22 protein-coding genes and 3 tRNA genes are annotated in these 20,522 nt (G+C 74.8%); 13 read left to right on the forward strand and 12 right to left on the reverse strand.

Going from position 1 to position 20,522, the window contains the following annotated elements:
* Positions 1 to 117 precede the first annotated feature (117 nt).
* The 5 genes from JT721_RS11785 (at position 118) to JT721_RS11805 (ending at position 5,658) form a co-directional block, all read left to right on the forward strand.
* Positions 118 to 1,026 carry a CPBP family intramembrane glutamic endopeptidase gene (locus JT721_RS11785; protein ID WP_205473337.1) on the forward strand — a complete coding sequence of 303 codons (909 nt, stop codon included), beginning with the start codon at positions 118 to 120 and terminating at the stop codon, positions 1,024 to 1,026.
* Positions 1,027 to 1,030: 4 nt separating this feature from the next.
* A complete protein-coding gene (locus JT721_RS21755; protein ID WP_205473338.1) occupies positions 1,031 to 2,263 on the forward strand; it encodes a sensor histidine kinase in 1,233 nt (410 codons plus the stop codon).
* Positions 2,260 to 2,925 (forward strand): response regulator transcription factor, encoded by a 666-nt coding sequence (locus JT721_RS11795; RefSeq protein ID WP_205473339.1) that lies wholly within the window; start codon positions 2,260 to 2,262, stop codon positions 2,923 to 2,925. The genes JT721_RS21755 and JT721_RS11795 overlap by 4 nt, the downstream gene beginning before the upstream one ends.
* Positions 2,926 to 3,010: 85 nt before the next feature.
* Positions 3,011 to 3,769 carry an ABC transporter ATP-binding protein gene (locus JT721_RS11800; RefSeq protein WP_205473340.1) on the forward strand — a complete coding sequence of 253 codons (759 nt, stop codon included), beginning with the start codon at positions 3,011 to 3,013 and terminating at the stop codon, positions 3,767 to 3,769.
* The gene (locus tag JT721_RS11805) at positions 3,766 to 5,658 is read left to right on the forward strand and encodes an FtsX-like permease family protein (RefSeq protein ID WP_205473341.1); all 1,893 of its coding nucleotides are present in this window, start codon (positions 3,766 to 3,768) and stop codon (positions 5,656 to 5,658) included. The genes JT721_RS11800 and JT721_RS11805 overlap by 4 nt, the downstream gene beginning before the upstream one ends.
* 5 nt (positions 5,659 to 5,663) lie before the next feature.
* On the opposite strand, the gene JT721_RS11810 is transcribed toward JT721_RS11805, so the two are convergent.
* Together JT721_RS11810 and JT721_RS11815 are read right to left on the reverse strand one after the other, a co-directional pair.
* Positions 5,664 to 6,293 (reverse strand): NADPH-dependent F420 reductase, encoded by a 630-nt coding sequence (locus tag JT721_RS11810; RefSeq protein ID WP_205473342.1) that lies wholly within the window; start codon positions 6,291 to 6,293, stop codon positions 5,664 to 5,666.
* A 51-nt stretch (positions 6,294 to 6,344) separates the two neighbouring features.
* Positions 6,345 to 7,016 carry a class I SAM-dependent methyltransferase gene (locus JT721_RS11815; RefSeq protein ID WP_205473343.1) on the reverse strand — a complete coding sequence of 224 codons (672 nt, stop codon included), beginning with the start codon at positions 7,014 to 7,016 and terminating at the stop codon, positions 6,345 to 6,347.
* Between the two features lie 89 nt (positions 7,017 to 7,105).
* Between JT721_RS11815 and JT721_RS11820 the strand changes: the two genes are divergently transcribed.
* Positions 7,106 to 7,732 carry a helix-turn-helix domain-containing protein gene (locus JT721_RS11820; protein WP_205473344.1) on the forward strand — a complete coding sequence of 209 codons (627 nt, stop codon included), beginning with the start codon at positions 7,106 to 7,108 and terminating at the stop codon, positions 7,730 to 7,732.
* A gap of 5 nt (positions 7,733 to 7,737) precedes the next feature.
* Here JT721_RS11820 and JT721_RS11825 read toward each other — a convergent pair whose 3' ends face one another.
* The 3 genes from JT721_RS11825 to JT721_RS11835 form a co-directional block, all read right to left on the reverse strand.
* Positions 7,738 to 8,376, reverse strand: a complete 639-nt coding sequence (locus JT721_RS11825) for an MSMEG_6728 family protein (protein WP_307828013.1) — start codon at positions 8,374 to 8,376, stop codon at positions 7,738 to 7,740.
* Positions 8,373 to 9,161 (reverse strand): Fpg/Nei family DNA glycosylase, encoded by a 789-nt coding sequence (locus tag JT721_RS11830; protein WP_205473345.1) that lies wholly within the window; start codon positions 9,159 to 9,161, stop codon positions 8,373 to 8,375. The genes JT721_RS11825 and JT721_RS11830 overlap by 4 nt, the downstream gene beginning before the upstream one ends.
* Before the next feature lie 129 nt (positions 9,162 to 9,290).
* Positions 9,291 to 9,364, reverse strand: a tRNA-Phe gene (locus tag JT721_RS11835).
* A gap of 116 nt (positions 9,365 to 9,480) precedes the next feature.
* Between JT721_RS11835 and JT721_RS11840 the strand changes: the two genes are divergently transcribed.
* From JT721_RS11840 to JT721_RS11850, 3 genes are all read left to right on the forward strand, one after another.
* A tRNA-Glu gene (locus JT721_RS11840) sits at positions 9,481 to 9,553 on the forward strand.
* A gap of 105 nt (positions 9,554 to 9,658) precedes the next feature.
* Positions 9,659 to 9,732 (forward strand) — tRNA-Asp (locus tag JT721_RS11845).
* A gap of 87 nt (positions 9,733 to 9,819) precedes the next feature.
* Positions 9,820 to 10,176 carry a metallopeptidase family protein gene (locus JT721_RS11850; RefSeq protein WP_205473346.1) on the forward strand — a complete coding sequence of 119 codons (357 nt, stop codon included), beginning with the start codon at positions 9,820 to 9,822 and terminating at the stop codon, positions 10,174 to 10,176.
* Between the two features lies 1 nt (position 10,177).
* Here the strand turns inward: JT721_RS11850 and JT721_RS11855 are convergent, their stop codons facing one another.
* The 3 genes from JT721_RS11855 to JT721_RS11865 are packed head-to-tail and all read right to left on the reverse strand — an operon-like array spanning position 10,178 to position 11,834.
* Positions 10,178 to 10,507 (reverse strand): CrcB family protein, encoded by a 330-nt coding sequence (locus JT721_RS11855; RefSeq protein WP_205473347.1) that lies wholly within the window; start codon positions 10,505 to 10,507, stop codon positions 10,178 to 10,180.
* A complete protein-coding gene (locus tag JT721_RS11860) occupies positions 10,504 to 10,890 on the reverse strand; it encodes a CrcB family protein (protein WP_205473348.1) in 387 nt (128 codons plus the stop codon). Before JT721_RS11860 ends, JT721_RS11855 begins: the two co-directional genes overlap by 4 nt.
* Positions 10,887 to 11,834: an ATP-binding protein gene (locus tag JT721_RS11865; protein WP_205473349.1), complete on the reverse strand. Its 948-nt coding sequence runs from the start codon at positions 11,832 to 11,834 to the stop codon at positions 10,887 to 10,889. Before JT721_RS11865 ends, JT721_RS11860 begins: the two co-directional genes overlap by 4 nt.
* Positions 11,835 to 12,129: 295 nt before the next feature.
* Here JT721_RS11865 and JT721_RS11870 point away from each other — a divergent pair, with 295 nt between their 5' ends.
* Positions 12,130 to 13,605 carry an NAD(P)/FAD-dependent oxidoreductase gene (locus JT721_RS11870; protein WP_205473350.1) on the forward strand — a complete coding sequence of 492 codons (1,476 nt, stop codon included), beginning with the start codon at positions 12,130 to 12,132 and terminating at the stop codon, positions 13,603 to 13,605.
* A gap of 6 nt (positions 13,606 to 13,611) precedes the next feature.
* Here the strand turns inward: JT721_RS11870 and JT721_RS11875 are convergent, their stop codons facing one another.
* Positions 13,612 to 14,292 carry a PaaI family thioesterase gene (locus JT721_RS11875; RefSeq protein ID WP_205473351.1) on the reverse strand — a complete coding sequence of 227 codons (681 nt, stop codon included), beginning with the start codon at positions 14,290 to 14,292 and terminating at the stop codon, positions 13,612 to 13,614.
* 1,277 nt (positions 14,293 to 15,569) lie between these two features.
* Between JT721_RS11875 and JT721_RS11880 the strand changes: the two genes are divergently transcribed.
* Complete coding sequence (locus JT721_RS11880; RefSeq protein ID WP_205473352.1) at positions 15,570 to 16,790, forward strand: HNH endonuclease signature motif containing protein; 1,221 nt, start codon at positions 15,570 to 15,572, stop codon at positions 16,788 to 16,790.
* Between the two features lie 9 nt (positions 16,791 to 16,799).
* Here JT721_RS11880 and JT721_RS11885 read toward each other — a convergent pair whose 3' ends face one another.
* Together JT721_RS11885 and JT721_RS11890 are read right to left on the reverse strand one after the other, a co-directional pair.
* Positions 16,800 to 17,747, reverse strand: coding sequence for a hypothetical protein (locus JT721_RS11885; protein WP_205473353.1), 948 nt, complete (start codon positions 17,745 to 17,747; stop codon positions 16,800 to 16,802).
* 266 nt (positions 17,748 to 18,013) lie between these two features.
* Entirely contained in the window at positions 18,014 to 18,232 is a 219-nt protein-coding gene (locus JT721_RS11890; RefSeq protein ID WP_240340613.1) for a hypothetical protein, read from the reverse strand.
* An 82-nt stretch (positions 18,233 to 18,314) separates the two neighbouring features.
* Here JT721_RS11890 and JT721_RS11895 point away from each other — a divergent pair, with 82 nt between their 5' ends.
* Positions 18,315 to 18,602 (forward strand): DUF4229 domain-containing protein, encoded by a 288-nt coding sequence (locus JT721_RS11895; RefSeq protein WP_205473354.1) that lies wholly within the window; start codon positions 18,315 to 18,317, stop codon positions 18,600 to 18,602.
* Here JT721_RS11895 and JT721_RS11900 read toward each other — a convergent pair.
* Positions 18,586 to 19,464 (reverse strand): 1,4-dihydroxy-2-naphthoate polyprenyltransferase, encoded by an 879-nt coding sequence (locus JT721_RS11900; protein ID WP_205473355.1) that lies wholly within the window; start codon positions 19,462 to 19,464, stop codon positions 18,586 to 18,588. The two genes, JT721_RS11895 and JT721_RS11900, sit on opposite strands and share 17 nt — an antisense overlap.
* Before the next feature lie 34 nt (positions 19,465 to 19,498).
* Between JT721_RS11900 and JT721_RS11905 the strand changes: the two genes are divergently transcribed.
* Positions 19,499 to 20,521 carry an AMP-binding protein gene (locus JT721_RS11905; RefSeq protein WP_205473356.1) on the forward strand — a complete coding sequence of 341 codons (1,023 nt, stop codon included), beginning with the start codon at positions 19,499 to 19,501 and terminating at the stop codon, positions 20,519 to 20,521.
* Position 20,522 lies beyond the last annotated feature (1 nt).

Consider the following 20,522-nt stretch of genomic DNA (forward strand, 5'->3'; position numbering starts at 1 on the left):
CGCGGTGTCGCCTGCATCGAAGGGATGAACCCCGCGACCTCCATCCCGCGCGGCTCGTGGTCGCGGCGCCGGATTCCTAGCGTCGACGACGTGCCCACTCCAGGAAGGACAACCCCGATGACGACCACCCTCGACACCACCGGCCGAGCCTCCGCGGGCCAGCCGGCCGACCGACCCACCAGCCGCTGGCGCGACGTCGTGAGACGTCGACCGCTGCTGGTCTTCTTCGTGCTGGCCAACGTCGCCAGCTGGGTCGCCTGGACGCCGTACGTGCTGTCGCAGAACGGCCTCGGCGTGCTCGACCTCCGCTTCCCCGGCGGGCCGGGCGTCTCCCAGCTCACCGGCGTGCTGCCCGGCGCCTACCTCGGCCCGATCGGCGCCGCGCTGCTCGTCACCGCGGTGGCCGACGGCCGGGCGGGCCTGCGGGCCTGGGCGGCCCGGCTGTGGCGCTGGCGCGTGGGCTGGCGGTGGTACGCCGGCGTGCTGCTCGGCGTGCCCGCCGCGATGGTGCTCGCCACCATGGCCCTCGGCGCCGACGCGAGCACCCCGTCGCCGTTCGTGCTCGTGGCGCTGGTGCCGGGCCTGGTGGTGCAGATGATCACCACCGGGCTCGCCGAGGAGCCGGGCTGGCGCGACTTCGCGCTGCCGCGGCTGCAGCACCGGTTCGGTCCGCTGGGCGCGGCCGCGGTGCTCGGCCCCGCCTGGGGAGTCTGGCACCTGCCGCTGTTCCTCACCGAGTGGGGTGGGTGGCCGGACGTCGCCTGGTGGCGGCCGGTGGAGTTCGTCGCGTTCTGCGTGGTCTTCAACGTCGTGATGACGTGGGTGTTCAACCGCACCCACGAGAGCCTGCCGATGGCCATGCTGCTCCACGTCAGCGTCAACAACTTCGCCTCGATGGCCTGGAGCGACGTCTTCCCCGGCCGCGCCGACGAGCACCTCCAGCACGCGATCCTGCTCGCCTCGACGGTCGCCGCCGCGGTGCTGCTGCTCACGACCCGGGGCCGGCTCGGCTACGTGAGAGAGTGACGCCGTGCGGATCAGGGTGGCACTCGGTTGCGCGCTGGTCGCCGCCGCGCTGCTCGTCGCGGTCCCGCTGGCGGCGTCCGTGGACGCCGAGGCGGTGACCGCCGTGCCCGAGGTCGCCACCGGGTCCTGGTGGCTCGGTCTGGCCGTCGTGCTGCTCCAGGCCGCGGCCCTGCTGCGCCGCCCCGAGGCGCCGCGCGCCGTCCTCGTCGGGGTGGCGTCGGGCGCCCCGGTGGCCGCCGCCGTCGGCCTGCAGGAGGCGACCGGCGTGACGTCGGTAGCGGTGCTGGCCGCGGCGTTCCTGGCCGTGCTGTCCGAGCCGCCTCGCTCGGTCGTGCCGGCGCTGGCGGCCGCGGCCGGGCTGGTCGGTGCCGGCGAGCTGTGGCAGCAGCTCGACACGGGTGGCGACGCCGCCACCGCCGTCGGCGGTGCGGTGGTCCAGGGGCTGGGCACCGTCGGCGTCGCCGCGCTCGCCGGGGTGGTGGTGCGGTCGCGGCGCGACGCCCGCTCGGCCGCCGAGGACTCCGCCCGGGCGCTGCTGCGCGAGCAGGACGCGCTGGTCGAGGTCGCGGTGGCCCGGGAGCGCACCGCGATGGCCCGCGAGCTCCACGACATCGCCGCCCACCACCTCTCCGGCATCGCGGTGATGACCGGGGCGATCGGGCGGCAGATCGACACCGACCCCGAGGGCGCCAAGCGCGCGGTCGGCGAGGTCCGGCGACACAGCACCGAGATGCTGCGCGACCTGCGCAAGCTGGTGGGCCTGCTCCGCGAGGACGCCGCGGGGTCCGGCGACGGCTCCGTGCGCGAGGAGTCGCTCGCCGGCGTCGCGCGCCTGGTCGAGGCGGCTGCGCGGGTGGGGGGCGAGGTCACGCTGACCGTGCACGACCGCCCCGACGGTTCCGCGCCCGGTGCGGGCGTCGGCCCGCTGGCCCAGCTGTCGGCGTACCGCACCGTGCAGGAGGCGCTGGCCAACGCCGCCCGCCACGCCACCGGCGCACGCTGCGAGGTGGTGGTCGACGGCCGCGACCCGGCGGTGGTGCGGGTCAGCGTGCGCAACGACGCCCCGCCGACCCCGCGGCCGCCGGGCCGTCCGCCGTCCGGCGGATTCGGGGTGGTCGGCATGCGCGAGCGCGCCGAGCTCACCGGCGCCCGCCTGCACGTCGGCCCCGAGCCCGACGGCGGCTGGCTGGTGTCCCTGGAGCTGCCCACGACCGACGAGCCGGAGGAGGGCCGATGATCCGGGTGCTGGTGGCCGACGACCAACCGCTGGTGCGGGCCGGGCTGACCACCCTGCTCGACGTCGAGCCCGACATCGAGGTGGTCGCCGCGGTCGCCGACGGCGAGCAGGCCGTCGAGGCCGCCCGTCGGCTGCGGCCCGACGTGGCCTGCCTCGACATCCGGATGCCCGGCACCGACGGCATCGCCGCGACCCGCCTGCTCGCCGGCCCCGACGTGGCCGAGCCCGTGCCCGTGCTGATCCTCACCACCTTCGACGTCGACGAGTACCTCTTCGGGGCGCTCGAGGCCGGTGCCTCGGGGTTTCTCCTCAAGGACGCCGAGCCCGACGCCGTCGTCGCCGCCGTGCGGTCGGTCGCGGCCGGCAACGGCACCCTCGCCGACGGCCTCACCAAGCGGGTGCTCGGCGAGCTGGTCAGCCGGCGCCGGACCCAGCCGGTGACCGCGGCGCGGGCGCACGACCTGCTGACCCCGCGCGAGCTGGAGATCCTGCTCCTGCTGGCGCAGGGGATGTCGAACGACGAGATCGCACGCGAGCTCGTGGTCGAGGTGTCGACGGTGAAGTCGCACCTGGCCCGGATGATGCCCAAGCTGGGCGTGCGGTCGCGGCTGCACGCCGCCGTGTGGGCCTACCAGAACGGCGTCGTCGACACCGGTCGCTGAGCCCGCCTCCACCGAAGGATGCAAGCCCCGCAATGCGTTCCTGCGCGGCTCGTGGCGGCCCCTCGCGCTGCCTAGCGTCGACGACATGGACATCCACACCACCACCCTCCCGCGCACGACGACGCAGCCGGCCGTCCGGCTCGTCGACGTGCACAAGACCTACGCCGGCGCGACGCCGGTCGCGGCCCTCCGCGGCGTCACGCTCGACCTCGGCCGCGGCACCGTCACCGCGATCATGGGCCAGTCGGGCTCGGGCAAGTCGACGCTCCTCAACGTCGCCGCCGGCCTCGACCAGCCGACCCGCGGCCGGGTCGTCATCGGCGACCAGGACACCGCCGGGCTCTCGCCCGACCGGCTGACCCGGCTCCGGCGTGAGCAGGTCGGCTTCGTCTTCCAGTCCTACAACCTGATCGGCCACCTCGACGTGCGCGCCAACATCGAGCTCCCGCTGGTGCTCGGCGGGCGCAGCACCGACGAGGCCTGGCTGGCCGAGCTGGTCGGGTCGCTGGGCCTCACCGGCCTGACCGGCCGGCTGCCCGGCGAGCTCTCCGGCGGCCAGGCGCAGCGGGTCGCCATCGCCCGCGCCCTGGTCACCCGCCCCACGGTCGTCTTCGCCGACGAGCCCACCGGGGCGCTGGACTCGCGCACCGGGGCGCAGGTGCTCGAGCTGCTGCGCGACACCGCCCGGCGGCTCGACCAGACCGTCGTCCTGGTCACCCACGACAGCGTGGTGGCCGCGGCCGCCGAGCGGGTGGTGCTGCTCGCCGACGGCCTGGTCGTCGACGAGCTGCTCGCCCCCACCGTCGAGCAGGTCACCGCGCGCATGCTGGGCCTGGGCCGATGACCGGTCCGTGGGGCCTGGCCCTCTCCGGTGCCCGGGCCCACCGCGCCGGCCTGTCCGGCACCGCCCTGGTGCTGGCCGCGGCCGGGGCCGTGGTGTCGATGGTCGGCGTGCTGCTCGAGTCGGGTCTGCGCGCCGCACCGGGCGTCGACGGCGGCCTGCTGACCGCCCTCGCGTCGTCGTACGCCGGCACCGCGCTGGTCGTGGTGCTGCTCGTCACCGCGACCACCGTGACCCTCGCGCTGCGCGGTCGCCGCCGCGAGCTGGCGCTGCTGCGCACGGTCGGCGCGACCCGCGGGCAGGTGCGCCAGCAGGTCTCGCGCGAGGTGCTGCTCGTGGCCGGGGTCGCGGTGCCGCTCGGCGCGCTGCCAGGCGTCCTCCTGGCTCGGCGGCTGGTGCCGCTGCTGGTCGACGCCGGCGTGCTCGCCCCGGGCGGCGAGCTCGCGATCTCCCCGCTCCCCGCCCTCGGCGCGGTGGCCCTGCTGCTGCCGACCGCGCTGCTCGCCGGCCGGCTGGCCGCCCGCGAGACCCTGCGCTCCTCGCCCACCGAGGCCGTGCGCGACAGCGCCCACGAGGCGCCCGGTATCGGCGGGGTGCGCCGCTGGCTCGCCGTCGCCGGCGCCGTCGCCGGCCTCGCCGCCGCGTTCAGCCCGCTCGTCGTGCCGGGCACGATCGGCGCCGCGAGCGCCGCGACGTCGGCCTTCCTGCTGGTCGCGGCGGCGTGCCTGGCCGGCCCGCTGCTGGTCGCGGCGACCTTCGGCCGCGCCTCGCGGCTCCCGGGTGCGCGCACCGGCGCGCCGACCCGGCTGGCGCTGCACAACCTGCGCGGCTACTCGCGCCGGCTGACCACGGTCGTCGTGCCGCTGGCCCTCGCCCTCGCCACCGGCACCATCCAGACCAGCGTGGACCGGTCCGTCGCCGAGGCCGCCGGTCAGCAGCTGACCGCGGCCCTGGGCGCCGACCTGGTCGTCACCGGCGCCACCACGCCCGACCGGGTGCGCGAGGCCACCGCCCTGCCGGGTCTGGCGCGCGTCGTACCCCTCACCGACACGCCCGCCGAGGTGCGCACCGACTCCGACGACCTGCCCGACGGCCTGGTCTGGGAGCGCACGTCGCTGCGCGCCGTGCCGGCCGACGTGCCGCGCGACGTGCTCGACCCCGGCGTCACCGAGGGGTCGCTGGCGGCCCTGGCCGAGCCGGGCACCGTGGCCGTCAGCTCCGACGCGGCGTTCGAGCTGGGGCTCGACCTCGGCGACGCCGTGCCGGTGCGGGTCGAGGGCGCCGAGCACCGGCTCGACGTGGTCGCGGTCTACGACCGTGGGCTCGGCCTGGGCGACTACCTCACCGACACGTCCACCGTCGCCGCCCTCGGCGGCGCCCCCGCCGCGACCACGCTGCTCGTCGACGCCGACGACCCCGCCGCCACCGGGGCCCTGCGCGGGCTCGAGCTCGGCGTCGCCACGGCCGAGGGGTACGCCGCCTCGGTGGTCAGCGCCGACGCGGCCCTGCAGCGGCTCTCGACCGTGCTGCTCCTGGCCCTGCTCGTCTTCGTCGGGCTCGGCGCGGCGACCGCGCTGGTGCTCTCGACGGCCGGGCGGCGCGCCGAGCTGGCGCTGCTGCACCGCACCGGGGCCACCCGGCGCCAGCTGGTGCGGATGACCCTGGTGGAGTCGGTGCTCACCGGCCTGCTGGCCTGGGTGATCGGCACCGCGGCCGTGGTGCCGGCCGTCGTCGGGGTCAGCGCCGGGCTGCTCGGCTGGCACCTGCCGGTCGTCGACCTGCCCACCTACGCGCTGCTGAGCGGGGCCGTGCTGGTCACCTCGGTGGCCGCGACCGTCGGCGCCGCGACGTGGGCGGTGCGGCTCCCCCGCGGGCGGACCGCGGCGGCGTAGGCCGCTCAGCCGCGGGCGATCGCCTCGCGCAGCGCGTCGGCGTCGAGCTCGGCGCCGTAGGCGGGCCTGTCGCGGTCGAAGCGCCGGCCCTCGACGAGGGGGCCGGCGTCGACCACGTCGAAGCCGAACGCGTCGATGACCCCGGCGACGACGGCCTTGGCCTCGACGTCGTCGCCGGCGATGGGCAGGGCCCGGCGACCGGCGGTGCCGGGCGGGGTGCCGGCGGTGCCGATCTGGGCGGCGGCGATCGCGTTGAACGCCTTGACCACCCGCGAGGTCGGCAGGTGCGCGGCCAGCAGCTCGCTCGGGGCGGTGCGGCCCTCGTCGATCTCGGCGTAGTGGCCGTCGCGCTCCCAGTAGTAGTTGTTGGTGTCGATCACGACCTTGCCGGCGAGCGGCTCCACCGGCACCTGCTCGTAGGCCTTGAACGGGATGGTCACCACGACGACGTCGCCGGCGCGCCCGGCCTCGGCGGGCGTCGCCGCTCGGGCCCGGTCGCCGAGCTCGGCGACCAGGTCGGCGAGCGTCTCCGGCCCGCGCGAGTTGCTGAGCACGACGTCGTAGCCGTGGGCCACGGCCTGCCGCGCGATGGCCTGTCCGATGTGGCCGCTTCCGATGAGTCCGATGGTGGTCATGGGGGGTGAACGTCGAACCCGGGCCACCGCTTCCCCGGTCCGCCGGTGTGATCAGGAGCGGGTGCGGCGGGTGGCGCGCACGACGACGTCGTGGAGCGTGACCTCGCGGCCGTCGCCGGCGGGCAGGGTGCGGTCGGGTTCCAAGGCCGTCGTGACCTCCCAGTCGGCGGGGTCGAGGCGGGCCACGACGCTGGCGGCGGTGACCGAGGCCTCGGGCGGGGGGTTCGGGCCCTCGCTCGCGTGCCCGTGGCCGTGCCCGGTGCCGTGGCGGTGGCGGTGCGCCACGACGAGCAGGGTGCCGCCCGGGGCGACCCACTCGACCAGCCGGCCGTAGAGGTCGAGCTGCGGGATCGCGGCGTGGGCGTAGTGGGTGGTCACGAGGTCGAAGCGGGTCGACGGCGTCCAGGTGGCCAGGTCGGCGACCTCCCACGCCACGGTGCCGGGGGCGGTGCGGCCGGACGCGCGCTCGGCGGCCCGGGCCAGGGCCTCGCCGGAGATGTCGACGGCCGTGACCCGCCAGCCGGCCGCGGCGAGCCAGGTCGCCTCGGCTCCCGCGCCGCAGCCGGCGTCTAGCGCGGTGCCGGGTGACAGCTCGGCGACCTCGCGGACGAGGTGGGGGTTCGGTGGGTTGGTGGCCACCGAGCCGGGGCCGCCGGGGCGGTCGCGCCAGTGCTGCTGCCAGAACTCCCGGTCGAAGTCGGGCGGGCTGTCGGGGTCGGTCATGGGGTCCTCCTGGATGCGGTCACCTCGCCAGCGTGCGAGCATGGATGCCGAGAAGCAAAGAATGTTGCCGAACGGAAAAGAGACGCGCGATGGACGACACCACCGATCGCACCCTCGACGCGGTGGGCCCGCGGCTGAAGCTGCTGCGCCAGCGCCGCGACATCACGCTCGCCGACCTGTCCGACCTGACCGGCATCTCGGTCAGCACCCTGTCCCGGCTCGAGGCCGGCCTGCGTCGTCCGACCTTGGAGCAGCTGCTGCCGCTGGCCCGGGTGCACGGCGTCACGCTCGACGAGCTGGTCGACGCCCCACCCACCGGCGACCCGCGGATCAACCTCCGCCCGATCACCACCGGCGACGGCTCCACGGTGCTGCCGCTGAGCCGGCGGGCCGGCGGCATCCAGGCCTACAAGTTCGTCAAGCCGCGGGGCCGCGACGACGACCAGCCGGTGCTGCGCACCCACGAGGGCTACGACTGGGTCTACGTCCTCGACGGCACCCTGCGCCTGGTGCTGGGCGAGCACGACCTGACGCTCAAGCCGGGCGAGGCGGCCGAGTTCGACACCCGCACGCCGCACTGGTTCGGCGCGACCAGCGCGGGACCGGTGGAGTTCCTCAGCCTGATCGGCAAGCAGGGCGAGCGCGCGCACCTGCGGGCCGCGCCCTCGTCGGGCCGGTCGTCGGGCCGATCGTCGGGCCCGGCCGGGCCGGCCTGACCGGGTCAGCGCTCGTCGCCGGCCTCGCGGGCCAGGTTGCGGCGGCGGGTCACCCAGGCCTTGCGGGCCGCCCGGCTGCGCCGCCGCCGGAGCCGCTCGGCCTCGAGCCGCTGCCGCTCGATCACCCGCAGCCGGCGCTTCTCGGCGTTCTCCGCCCTGCGCCGCTCGGCCTCGACGGCCGCCTCGGAGCGCACCGGCCAGTGGTACGGCAGGTCGTCGGGGACGTCGGGGAAGAGCGGCCGGTAGAACTCGGGGTCCTTGCGCACCAAGGCGGAGCGGTGGCTGCGGTGCACCGCCTCGTCGCCCAGCCAGGGGGGCAGCAGGCCGGCCCCGGCCAGCTCATCCTGGCTGCGGAGGGTGGCGACGCCGGCCGCGCGGAGGTCGGTGGTGATGGTGAGCGCGCAGGTGTCGCCGAAGCCGAGCTCGGTCCAGACCGCGCAGCAGGTGACGCCGTAGCGGCCGAGCGCCTCCTCGTGCCCCTTCCACATCAGCACGGCTGGGTGGTTGGCCCAGCCGTAGCCCGGCCGGGTCAGCGCGCGCACCACCTGGATGGTCTCCACCCGCTGCTTGCCGAGGCGCTTGGGGTCGAGGGCGCGGGCGGAGCGCTCGAAGTCGGCGTACGGCAGGAAGGTCTGCACGCTCACGCCCCTCCGTCGTCGGGCTGCTCGACCGGGCAGTGGTACGCCGTCCGGCCGCCCACCTGGCTCACGACGACCGGGGCGCCACAGTCGCGGCAGTGCTCCTGCTTGTAGACCCGGCGCGCCTCCGCCTCGGGCACGCTGAGCCGGTCGGGGCCGTCGACGGTGACGATCCGGCCGTCCTCGACGGCGGTCGCCATCATCGTCCGGAGCACCTCCCAGAGCCGGTGCCGCTGCTCCTCGTCCAGGTTGCGGGCGGGGCGGGTGGGGTGGATCCCGACGGCGTGCAGCGCCTCGGCGCGGAACACGTTGCCGACGCCGGCGACGACCGCCTGGTCGAGCAGCACCGTGCCGATCGGGCGGCCGTCGGCCGCCCACGACGAGAGCACCCGGCCGACGTCGGCGTCGAGCCGCAGTGGGTCGGGCCCGAGCCGGTCGGTCAGGATCGCGACCCCGGCCTCGTCGAGCAGCTCGCAGGTGCTGGGCGCGACCAGGTCCCACGCCACCCGGTCGGAGGCGAGCCGGAGCCGGGTCTGCGGCATCGGGTCTCGCCCCGGGTCGTCGCCGCGCAGGAAGATCCCGCGCATGCCGAGGTGCACGTGCACGACGCCCGCCGGCAGCAGGTCGAGCAGGAGGTGCTTGCCCACCGCGTCGGCGCCGCGGAGCACCGCGCCGTCGACGGCGGCCGCGCCCTCGGCGAACCGGCCCTGCGGCGACCGGGCCGCCACCGGCCCGCCGCTGAGCTCGGCGAGGTCGCGGGCCAAGCGGTGCACGGTGTGTCCCTCGGGCATGCGGCGGCGTCCTCTCGGGTGACCGTCCTGGCGGTCCGGCCCGGTACCCGATCTCACCCGGGGAAGCACGAACGCCCCCGCCGGAGTCGGCGGGGGCGCTCTGCAGGTCCGGAGACCCGTGCTTGCTCGTGGGCAGGGGCGGGGTCGAACCGCCGACCTTCCACTTTTCAGGCGGACGCTCGTACCAACTGAGCTACCTGCCCGAGCGAGTCGAAACCTTACCCGAGCCGGTGCGGCCTGTCCGAATCGCGGTCGGGTCCGGGGACCGCCGGCTTTGTGGCGGCCCCGGCGCCGCCCATATGCTGTGCGGGCACGACGGGCCCCCATCGTCTAGCGGCCCAGGACCCCGCCCTTTCACGGCGGTAGCACGGGTTCGAATCCCGTTGGGGGTGCTACGCACACGACCGGCCCTGCTCCCGGGTCGCGGGGCTCCGCCCCGATTGGGACGGCGCCGGGTCCGTGGGTTAGAGTTCCACCGCTCCTCACCGAGCAGTCCTGGCCCCGTAGCGCAGTTGGTTAGCGCGCCGCCCTGTCACGGCGGAGGCCGCGGGTTCGAGTCCCGTCGGGGTCGCTACCGACCGGGGTCCACCTCCACTGCGAGGCTGGGCCCCGGTCGCGCATCTCCACCTCCGCTTCCCGGGGTTGCGACAATGACCGGGTGCCCATCGACATCGAGCCGGAGCGCTTCGACGAGCTGGTCGACCGCGCCCTCGACGGGATCCCCGACGAGCTGGCCGGCCTGGTGCGCAACGTCGTCGTGCTGGTGGAGGACGAGCCGCCCGAGCACGAGCCCGACGACCTCCTGGGCCTCTACGACGGCGTGGCGCTGACCGAGCGCGACAGCAGCCTGCTGCCCCAGCTGCCCGACCGGATCTTCATCTTCCGCGGGCCGCTGCTCGACATGTGCGAGTCGGAGGAGGAGCTGGTCGAGGAGGTCCGGATCACCGTCGTGCACGAGGTGGCCCACCACTTCGGGATCGACGACGCCCGGCTCCACGAGCTCGGCTACGCCTGACTCAGGCGACCACCACGAAGCCGAGCGCGCACGCGGCCAGGCCGCAGCCGATCGTGGCGGCGGCGTAGAGGCCGCCGCGGCGCGGGCCGGCCGCGTGGGTCTGTACCGCGAACGACGAGTACGTCGTGAACCCGCCGCACAGCCCGGTGCCGAGCAGGGCGAGCGCGTCGCCGTCGACCGACGCGCCGGCGAGCAACCCGAGCAGCAGCGAACCGGACGTGTTGACCGCGAAGGTGCCACACGCCCACTCCGGCCGGTCCCACCACGAGGCCAGCAGGAAGCGCAATGGCGCGCCCACGGCGGCCCCCAGCGCCACCAGCAGCGCGGTCACCGCGGGCCGCCGCGGGTCGCGAGCCGGCTGCCGAGCGCCACCGCGGCCAGCCCGGCCACCAGCGTGCCGACCAGGTACGCCGCCGCGAGACCCGGTCGTCCGGCGTCGACCAGCGCCCGGCCCTGCTCGGAGGTCGCCGACAGCGTGGTCCAGCCGCCGAGCAGCCCGGGGCCGAGCCCGGCGGCGAGCACCTCGGAGCGGCGTACGGCCGGGGCCGCCGGAAGCAGGGCGAGCAGCAGCGCACCGCTGACGTTCACCGCGAAGGTCGTCCACGGCCAGCCACCGCTGTCGGGCACGGCGTCGGTGGCGGCCCAGCGCAGCACCGCACCCGTCGCGCCCCCGACGGCGACCGCCGCGAGAGCACGCGGCGAGGGGGAGGTCACGAGACGACGCTACGGCTTCTCCCGTCGGCCGGGACGTGCCACGCCACCGGAGCCTCGCCGGCGGCCTGGCGCACGAACTCCCCGAAGAACCAGGCCTGGAACCGGCGCTGCTCCGGGCTGCGGGCCAGCGACAGCAGCCGCTCCTCGCGGCAGAACTCGTCGGCCAGGTCGAGCAGCTCGAGGAACCGGTTGAGGGTGCGCGCGTCGCCGCGCGGCACCGAGACCTCGACGTCGGTCGTCTCCCGACCTGCCTGCAGCGCAGCCTCGACCCGCTCGAGGCCGGCGATGTCACGCAGCTGGCGCTCGAGGGTGCCGAACAGGTCGGAGAGGTTCTTGGCCAGCGGGTACTCCGCCTCGTGGGCCAGCGCCAGCAGCCGGACCTCGCGCCGCAGCTCGCGGAAGTGCCGCTGGAAGCCGGCGTACGCCGCCAGCGGGATCCCGCGGATCTCCACGCGGACCGCGTCCGGGTCGGCGGCGTGGCGATGGGGTCGACGCTGGGGACGCCAGCCCGTGATCACGCCCTCCACGCCCTCGCCGGTGGCGACGTCGCGGGCCGGGGTGAACCAGACGACCTTGCCCTCCTCGTCGAGGTCGGCGCCCCACGCGGTGGAGGCCCGGGCCACGATCGTGAGCCCGCGGCCGAAGGTCAGCAGCAGGTCGTCGGGGTCGCTGCCGGCGGGCAGCGGTACGGGGAGGCGGGGCGGGTCGGAGGAGCCGTCGCGGACCTCGATCCGCGGGTGCTCGCGGGTGCCGCGCAGCCGGACGGTGATGGGGGCGTCGGCGTGGAGCAGCGCGTTGGTGACCAGCTCGGAGGTGCCGAGCTGGGCGCACTCGGCGAGGTCGGGCCGTCCGATGTCGGTGCACGCCTCGACCACCCAGCGGCGGGCGTCCTGCACGCCGCGGGCTCCGGTGCTCAGGGGCAGCGCCGGCCGGTCGAGGGACACGGGTGGGTCTCCAGGGTCGAGGTGGGCGGGACATGGGGCGCCACACGGCACCACGCAGACATTCTCGCGGCATCTACCCCGCGTGCGCGGGAGGCAAACCAGATGTCTTCGGCCGAGTTCGGGGCACGGATCCGTGGCCGCGAGCACGACGTACGACGGTTTCCGTGGTGTCTCGCCGACGGCTGGGCGGGCACCGGGGCTGTGACCGACGAGACGTCCCCCGGGTTGGGGGATGAGGCCCCGCGCGCGGGACAATGGAGGCGCGAGGATCGACGAGGTCCGAGAGAGGGATGTCATGACGACGAGCACCACCGGCCGCCACCAGGTGGTCGTGATCGGTTCCGGGTTCGGCGGACTGTTCGGCACCAAGGCGCTGCGACGCTCCGACGTCGACGTCACGATGGTCGCCAAGACCACCCACCACCTGTTCCAGCCGCTGCTCTACCAAGTGGCGACCGGCATCCTCAGCGAGGGCGAGATCGCCCCGCCGACCCGCGAGGTGCTGTCGGGGCAGAAGAACGCCCAGGTGCTGCTCGGCGAGGTCACCGACATCGACCTGGCCGCCCAGACCGTCACCTCCCACGTGCTCGGCCGCGAGACGGTCGTGCCCTACGACTCGCTCATCGTGGCCGCCGGTGCAGGTCAGTCCTACTTCGGCAACGACCACTTCTCCGAGTTCGCCCCCGGCATGAAGAGCATCGACGACGCCCTCGAGCTGCGCGGCCGGATCTTCGGCGCCTTCGAGATGGCCGAGCTCGGCGCCCAGCGCGGCGACAACGTCGACCACCTGCTCACCTTCGTCGTCGTCGGCGCCGGCCCCACCGGTGTGGAGATGGCCGGCCAGATCGCCGAGCTGGCCCACCGCACCCTGCGTCGCGACTTCCGGGCGATCAACACCCGCAGCGCGCGGGTGATCCTGGTCGACGCCGCGCCGCAGGTGCTGCCGCCGTTCGGCGCCAAGCTCGGTGCCAACGCCCAGAAGGGGCTCGAGGACCTCGGCGTCGAGGTCATGCTCGGCGCCATGGTCACCGACGTCGACGAGCGCGGCCTGACCGTGAAGTACAAGGACGGCTCCACCGAGCGGATCAACGCCGTCACCAAGATCTGGGCCGCCGGCGTGCAGGCCAGCCCGCTCGGCAAGATCCTGGCCGAGCAGACGGGTGCGCCGCTGGACCGGGCCGGTCGGATCGGCGTCAACCCCGACCTCACGCTGCCCGGCTACCCCGAGGTGTTCGTGGTCGGCGACATGATCGCCCTCGACAACCTCCCGGGCGTGGCGCAGGTCGCCATCCAGGGCGCGAAGTACGCCGCCAAGTCGATCGACGGCCGGCTGCGCGGCAAGCCGGTCACCAAGCCGTTCAAGTACTTCGACAAGGGCTCGATGGCCACCATCAGCCGGTTCCGGGCGGTGGCGCTGGTCGGCAAGATCCGGCTCACCGGCTTCGTGGCCTGGCTGATGTGGCTGGCGGTCCACCTCTTCTACATCACCGGGTTCAAGAACCGGGTCACCGCGGTGCTGCACTGGCTGGTCTCGTTCCTGGGCCGCGGCCGCTCCGAGCGCACGGCGACCGAGCAGCAGATCTTCGGGCGCAACGCGCTGGCCCGGCTCCGCCGTGGCGCCACCGACCTGGTCTCCGAGCCCGGCGAGTTCGACGCCGCCCTGGAGGCCGAACGCCGAGCCGCGCTCGAGGAGCAGGCGGCCGAGGAGGTCCGGCTCACCGACGAGGGCGTCCGCGGCAGCCGGATCGCGCAGTCCCGCGTCAACGCCTGACCCGGACTACTCGAAGTAGCTGGGCGGCTCGTCCGCCGCGTCCTGCTTCGCCTTGAGCTCGCGCGCCCAGCGCGGCAGCACGAAGAGGCCCTCGGCCTCGACGGTGACGCCCTCGGCGTCCTCGATGTGGCCCCGGGCCCAGGTCTTGTGGTCCTCGACCCGATCGATCCACGCCTTGGCCCGCAGGTCGCCGAGCGGCGTGGGCCGCCGGTAGGTCATGGTGATCGTCGCGGTCATCCCGGGCCGGCCGCCGGCGCCGGCGGCCTCGCCGAGCATCTGGTCCAGGATCAGCGCCGAGACGCCGCCGTGCACGAAGGTCGGTGGCCCCTCGTACGCCGCGCCGAGGTGGAACTCCGACCACACGTCGCCGTTGGCGCTGGGGTCGTGGTCGATGACCAGGGGCGGTGCGCAGGCGTTGCGCAGCCCCACCACCGTGTTGCCCCACGGACGACCGCGCCCGGTGGGCCCGAACCGCACGCCGTACGAGCCCTCGAGCTGCGAGCTGCGCAGCCGGGCGGTGATCGCCTCGATCTCCGCCTGTGCCCGCCGTACCTCGTCGTCGTCGACGGTGGTGCGGATCGTCGCGTCGACCAGCTCGCGGACCGCCTGGGTGAACGGGCCGTAGAGCGCACGCTGGCGCTCCAGCTCCTCGGGGGAGATGTCGTCCTGCACGTAGCCGTGGGGCACCCGGCGATCCTAGAACAGGTTCCAGTTTGATGGGTCGGGTGTCTGCGGTCGTTGAGGAAGGACGAAGTCCTGTCTCGAAACGCGGTGAGACCAACGCTCTCTTCGGCGTCCTTGACCGCGAGCCTCGGCCGGCCTGCTGGTACGGCGCACTGCCGGCACTCGCAAGCTCGCGCCGCCAGCCTGCGCGGGCTTCGCGGATCGTTGGTTGAGGTGCGAGGAGCGCTAGCGACGAGCCTCGAAACCCGGTGAGCCGAAAGCCCTCCGGCGGGGACGCAGGGCGTTCGGCCGGCGGGGGTTTCGAGACAGTCGCTAGCGCGACTTCCTCAACCAGCGGTTGGCGCTGGTTGAGGTGCGAGGAGCGCTAGCGACGAGCCTCGAAACCCGGCGAGACGAACGCCTCTCCTTGCTCGGGATTCGGGTCACGCCGGTGGTGACTCGGGGCCCCCGCGCGGCTAGCAGGCCGACGCTCGCCGTCAAGGATTCCCTGCGGCGCCTTCGGCGTCCTTGACTGCGAGCCTCGGTCGGCCTGCTGTCACGGCGCACTGCCGGCACTCGCAAGCTCGCGCCGCCAGCAGTGCGCGGGCGCTCGTGCCCACCGCTGGTTGAGGAAGGCGTGCAACGCCTGTCTCGAAACCCGGTGAGACGACAACCCTCCCGCAACCCTCCGGCGGGCAACCCAGGTTTCGCCGAGCCGTCGTCAATTGACGCCGGGTCGGCGCAAGCCGGCGACAACAAGCGCCGGGTCGGCGATACCCCGACGCGCATCCGTTGGGGACGGAGGGCGTTCGGCCGGCGGGGGTTTCGAGACAGTCGCTAGCGACGAGCCTCGAAACCCGGTGAGCCGAACGCCCTTCCTCGCTCGGGCGTCGGGTCGCTCCGGTGGTGACTCGGGGCGCCCGCGCGGCTAGCAGGCCGACGCTCGCCGTCAAGGATTCCCTGCGGCGCCTTCGGCGTCCTTGACTGCGAGCCTCGGTCGGCCTGCTGTACGGCGCACTGCCGGCACTCGCAAGCTCGCGCCGCCGGCACTGCGCGGGCTTCGCGTATCGCTGGTTGAGCAAGGACGAAGTCCTGTCTCGAAACCTCGTACGACGAACGCCCTCCGGTGGGGACGGAGGCGGTCGGCGGGCGGGGTTCGAGACAGTCGCTAGCGCGACTTCCTCAACCAATGGTGAGCGACGGACGACCCCGGTATCGATCGGGTCACAACGTCGAATCCCGTTGTGGGCAACGCGGAAACCAGGCCGGGGACTGTCGGTGGTGGGTGCTTGGGTAGAGGCATGACAGCGAAGGCCACACCCCACGGACGGCACCGCATCTCGCGCGCCGTCGGCGAGGTGCGCGCCACGTTGGACGACGTGGGCGAGCTGCCGCTGTGGAGCATGCCCGCCCCCGAAGCGGCAGAGACCCTCACCGAGATCGCCAAGCTCGAGTCCCAGGTGGCGGCGCTGAAGCTGAGGGTCGCGAGGCATGCCCAGACCCAGAAGGTCGAAGCCGCCTCTGGCGCCACCAGCACCGCAGCGTGGTTGGCGGTCGCGACCCACGCCACCCGCCGGGACGCGTCGCGGACGATGCGGCTGGCCGAGCAGCTCGACACCATGCCCGTCGTCGCGCAGGCGCTTGGACGCGGTGAGCTGCTGCTGGAGCAGGCCGAGGTCATCGCCAGGGCGATCGCCAAGCTCCCCGACGACGTGGACGCCGTGATCCGGGAGCAGGCACAGGCCAAGCTGGTCGAGCTGGCCCGGCATCACGACGCCAAGGACCTCATCGTCTTCGGCAACCGGATCCTCGACATCGTCTGCCCCGAGGTCGGCGAAGCAGCCGAGGCCAAGGCGTTGGAGCGTGAGGAGCGGGAGGCCGAGAAGGCGTGCAAGCTCACGATGCTCGACGACGGGGAGGGCCGGACCCACGGCCGGTTCGTGATCCCGACCATGCACGCCGAAGCCTTGACGAAGGCGCTGTTCGCCCACGCCGCGCTCACCCACGGGAAGGTCACCTCGCAGACGCTCGGCCAGGCGTTCTGCGACTACGTGCTCCGCTACCCCGCAGACCGGCTTCCGCAGCGCGGCGGCGTCAACGCCACCGTCGTCGTCACCATCCCCCTCGCTGTCCTTGAAGGACGCCTCGCGGCGTGCGAGCTCGACACCGGCACCCGGATCAGCCCCGGCGCCGCCCGCCGCCTCGCCTGCGAAGCCGGACTCCTCCCCGCCGTCCTCGACGGACAGTCCCAGGTCCTCGACCTCGGCCGCACCCGACGACTCTTCACCACCCCGCAACGCATCGCCCTCGGACTCCAGCAGAAGACCTGCCGCAGCGAAGGCTGCGACCGACCCGCATCCACCTGCGAAGCCCACCACAAGACCCGCTGGACCGACGGCGGCAACACCGACCTCAAGGACGGCGTCCTCCTCTGCCCCTCACACCACCAACGCGCCCACGACCCCGCGTACCGGACCGCCTACCTGCCCACCGGCAAGGTCCAGTTCCACAGACGCACGTGACCGAGCGGGCTAGAACTCCCGCTCCGGCCGGAAGAAGCGCAGCACCCGCATGAAGTCGTGCGGGTCGACCATGGTGCGGTCGACGACGAACGGCGGCATGCCGCGGCGCAGGAACAGCACCTTCCAGCGGCGCTCACCGGGCTGGCCGATCACCTCGACCGGGGTGTAGTGACCGGCCAGGTCGAAGACGAAGCGGTCGCCCTGGCGGCGGACCTCCAGCTGGCCGGTGCGCACCTGGAGGCGGGTCACCGGCGAGGAGGTCCGCACCGCCCACACCGCGAGGGTGGCGACCGCGGCGATGGCCGCGAGCCCCGTGCTCACCGCGGTGCGCTCCTGCCACGCCTGCCAGCCGAGGACGCCGGTCAGCACCAGCCCGGCCAGCAGCAGCAGCGTGGTCGCCGTCCGCGCCACGGTGAGCGGGCGGAAGTCGTAGACGGCCGGCATGGCGGCCACCGGGGTCGTGGTCTCGCGGCGTGCTGGGCGCGTCGGTGGGGCCTCGGGTTCGGGTTCGGGCTCCGGCGCCGCGGCCTCGACGGTGTTCTCGACGACCGGCTGGGCCGGAGGCTCGGCGCGCAGCCGGGCCAGCAGCTCCTCGGTCGATTCCGCCTCGGGCTCGACCTCGGGCAGGGGATCGGTCAGGGGATCGGGGGCCGGGGCCTGCCGACGGGCCCGGCGCAGCCGTCCGCGGCGCTCCGCGGCCGGGTCGGCCTGGGCCTCCTGCTCCAGGCGCCGGCGCACCGAGGCCAGCAGCACCGGCTCGAAACCGGAGTCGTCAGGCCCGGCAGCGGGGGCCGGGCGGGGTGGCTCGGGTGCGGCCTCCGGCGCCGGGGCACGGGCCGGGCGGCGCTCCGGATCGCGCTCGTGGTGCTCGAGCCAGCGTCCCAGCAGGTCGTCGGCGCCCTCGGCCTCGTCGCCGGCCGCCTCGGGGCCGGGCCGGTCGCCGCGCTGCTCCGTCACGGTCGCGAGCATAGGTCGCGCACGACGACCGCGGGCACGAGACGCAGAAAGCCCGCTCAGGCGCACCCCCCGATGTCACCTGAGCGGGTCTCCGCTGTCGAGGCCGGACGCTGCGTGATCCCCCCGGATGCACGACGTCCTGGCCACCGCCGGCCCGGGACCCCCCGGTCCTGGTCCGACACCGAGAACGCTACGAGACCGGCCGACACGATCCGACCACGGGAAGTCCACGGGTCGGTAACAAAACCCGCCGGCCAGCGAGAGCGTCAGGCAGGTGACTCGGGATCCTCGGGGTGCCGACGCCGGCGGTCGAGGTCGCGCAGGAAGTCCTCGTCGTCGTCCGGGGCCACCGGCCGGGCCGGGCGGGCCGGGCGCTGCGGGCGCCGGCGGGGCTGCTGCGGGAGCAGGCCGCGGCGCTCGATCACCCGGATCGTCGCGTAGGTGATCGCCGCGAAGACGAGCACCACCAGCAGGAGCTTCAGCACGCCTCCATCGTAGGCCGCGCGTGGTGACCCGGGGCCGGGCGGCGGCGCCCGGCCGGACGCGGGCACGGCCTAGGCTGGTGGCATGAAGCCGTTCGTCGTCTACACCGCCCTGCGCCTGCTGCTGCTGGTGGGCACGTTCGCGATCGTGGGCGGCGTCTGGCTGCTCGTCGCCGACGAGGTGCAGGTGCTGCCGGCGATCGTGATCTCGTTCGTGGTGAGCGGGTTGCTGTCGTACGTGTGGCTGCAGCGCCCCCGCCAGGAGTTCGCGCAGCGGGTCGAGCAGCGTGCCCAGCGGGCGACCAGGGCGTTCGAGGAGATGAAGTCGCGCGAGGACGCCGACGACGACCCGCCGGTCAACCCAGGCCGCTGAGGAGGGGAACGGCGACCAGCGCCGCCCACGCCAGCTGCGCCAGCCCGGTCGTCTGCAGCGCCGGCACCAGGTCGCGACCGGTCGCGCCGTCCAGCACCGTGCGCACGCCGGGCGCGGCGACCACGAGGAAGCCCAGCCCGACCAGGCCCCACCAGGTCGTGGTCGCGGCCACGGCCACCACCGCGGCGGCGGCGACCAGCACGAGCAGCAGGTAGAACAGCCGGGTGCGGCGGTCGCCCAGGCGCACCGCCAGCGTCCGCTTGCCGGCGACCGTGTCGGTGGGGATGTCGCGGAGGTTGTTGACGACCAGGATCGCGCAGGCCAGCGCGCCGACGCCGACCGCGGCGGCCACCGCGGCCTCCTCCCAGGTGCGGGTCTGCACGTACGTCGTGCCGACCACCGCCACCAGCCCGAAGAACACGAACACCATCACCTCGCCGAGCCCGAGGTAGCCGTAGGGGCGCGAGCCGCCGGTGTAGGCCCAGGCGGCCACCACGCACACCAGGCCCACCGCCACCAGCCACCACGCAGTCGTGGCGGCGAGCACCACCCCGGCGACGCCGGCGACGCCGAAGGCCAGGAAGGCGGCGCGCTTCACCGCTGCCGGCTGGGCAGCCCCGGACCCCACCAGGCGCATCGGGCCGACCCGGTCGTCGTCGGTGCCGCGCACGCCGTCGGAGTAGTCGTTGGCGTAGTTGACCGCGACCTGCAGCGCCAGGCTCACCACCAGCGCGAGCGCCGCCCGCCACGCGACCGCCCCGTCGAGGTGGGCGGCGACGGCGGTGCCGGCGAGCACCGGCGAGACCGCGGCCGGGAAGGTGCGCGGCCGGGCGCCGGCGAGCCACTGAGCAGGGGTTGCCACGAGGCCTGATTCAAGCAGGCATAGCCTCGGTGACGTGAAGCCAGGAGGGACGCCGCACGAGGTCGCCGCGGCGCTGGCCGGTTCGTTGGCCGCCTGGCTCGACGCCCCCGTCGAGCCCGAGCCGCTGGTCGTGGAGACCTCCGGCTCGACCGGCCGGCCCAAGCGGGTGATCCTGCCGCGGGCCGCGGTGCTCGCCTCGGTCGTCGCCACCGAGCGACGGCTGGGCGGGTCGGGCCGCTGGCTGCTGGCCCTGCCGCCGTCGTACGTCGCCGGGCTGCTCGTCGTCGTCCGCTCGCTCGTGGCCGGCCACCAGCCGGTGGTGCTGCCCGAGGGCGGCCGGCTGGCCGACGCCCCACCGGTCGACTACGTCTCCCTGGTGCCGACCCAGCTGCACCGGGCACTCGACGACCCCCGCGAGGCGGGGTGGCTGGCCGCGACCACGGTGCTGCTCGGGGGCGGGCCGGTCGACCCCGCGCTGCGGGCCCGGGCCGCCGACGCCGGGATCCGCGTCGTGGCGACCTACGGCTCGGCCGAGACCTGCGGCGGCTGCGTCTACGACGGCGTGCCGCTCGACGGGGTCGCCGTCGCGCTCGAGGCCGACGGTCGGATCCGGGTGGGCGGCCCCACCCTCTTCGCCGGCTACGACGGCGACCCGGGGCTGACCGCCGAGGTGCTCGTCGACGGGTGGTTCCGCACCTCCGACGCCGGACGGCTCGACGACGACGGACGGCTCCAGGTGCTCGGCCGGGTCGACGACGTGGTCGTCAGCGGCGGCGTCAACGTGCCTGCCCCCGCCGTCGCGGCCCGGTTGCGCCACCACCCCGGCGTCCGCGAGGTCGAGGTGCTCGGCGTGCCCGACGAGGAGTGGGGGCAGCGGCTGGTCGCCTTCGTCGCCGGCGACCTCGACCTCGACTCCGCGCGGGCCTGGGTCGCCGAGCGGCACCCGCGCTCCTGGGCGCCGCGCCAGCTGGTCGCGGTCGACGCCGTACCCCTGCTGCCCAACGGCAAGCCCGACCGGGTCGCGCTGCGGGCGCTCGTGACGGGACGGCCGGCGTGAG

Origin of the sequence: Nocardioides sp. SYSU D00038, from assembly GCF_016924665.1 — a bacterium.
Lineage (GTDB): Bacteria > Actinomycetota > Actinomycetes > Propionibacteriales > Nocardioidaceae > Nocardioides.

What these genes read in the sequence shown, in the direction of transcription:
- JT721_RS11785 (WP_205473337.1), top strand. Translation starts at nt 118, where the DNA reads ATGACGACCACCCTCGACACCACCGGCCGAGCCTCCGCGGGCCAGCCG.
- JT721_RS11800 (WP_205473340.1), top strand. Translation starts at nt 3,011, where the DNA reads ATGGACATCCACACCACCACCCTCCCGCGCACGACGACGCAGCCGGCC.
- JT721_RS11810 (WP_205473342.1), bottom strand. Translation starts at nt 6,293, where the DNA reads ATGACCACCATCGGACTCATCGGAAGCGGCCACATCGGACAGGCCATC.
- JT721_RS11795 (WP_205473339.1), top strand. Translation starts at nt 2,260, where the DNA reads ATGATCCGGGTGCTGGTGGCCGACGACCAACCGCTGGTGCGGGCCGGG.
- JT721_RS11820 (WP_205473344.1), top strand. Translation starts at nt 7,106, where the DNA reads ATGGACGACACCACCGATCGCACCCTCGACGCGGTGGGCCCGCGGCTG.
- JT721_RS11805 (WP_205473341.1), top strand. Translation starts at nt 3,766, where the DNA reads ATGACCGGTCCGTGGGGCCTGGCCCTCTCCGGTGCCCGGGCCCACCGC.
- JT721_RS11880 (WP_205473352.1), top strand. Translation starts at nt 15,570, where the DNA reads ATGACAGCGAAGGCCACACCCCACGGACGGCACCGCATCTCGCGCGCC.
- JT721_RS11815 (WP_205473343.1), bottom strand. Translation starts at nt 7,016, where the DNA reads ATGACCGACCCCGACAGCCCGCCCGACTTCGACCGGGAGTTCTGGCAG.
- JT721_RS11830 (WP_205473345.1), bottom strand. Translation starts at nt 9,161, where the DNA reads ATGCCCGAGGGACACACCGTGCACCGCTTGGCCCGCGACCTCGCCGAG.
- JT721_RS11870 (WP_205473350.1), top strand. Translation starts at nt 12,130, where the DNA reads ATGACGACGAGCACCACCGGCCGCCACCAGGTGGTCGTGATCGGTTCC.
- JT721_RS11895 (WP_205473354.1), top strand. Translation starts at nt 18,315, where the DNA reads ATGAAGCCGTTCGTCGTCTACACCGCCCTGCGCCTGCTGCTGCTGGTG.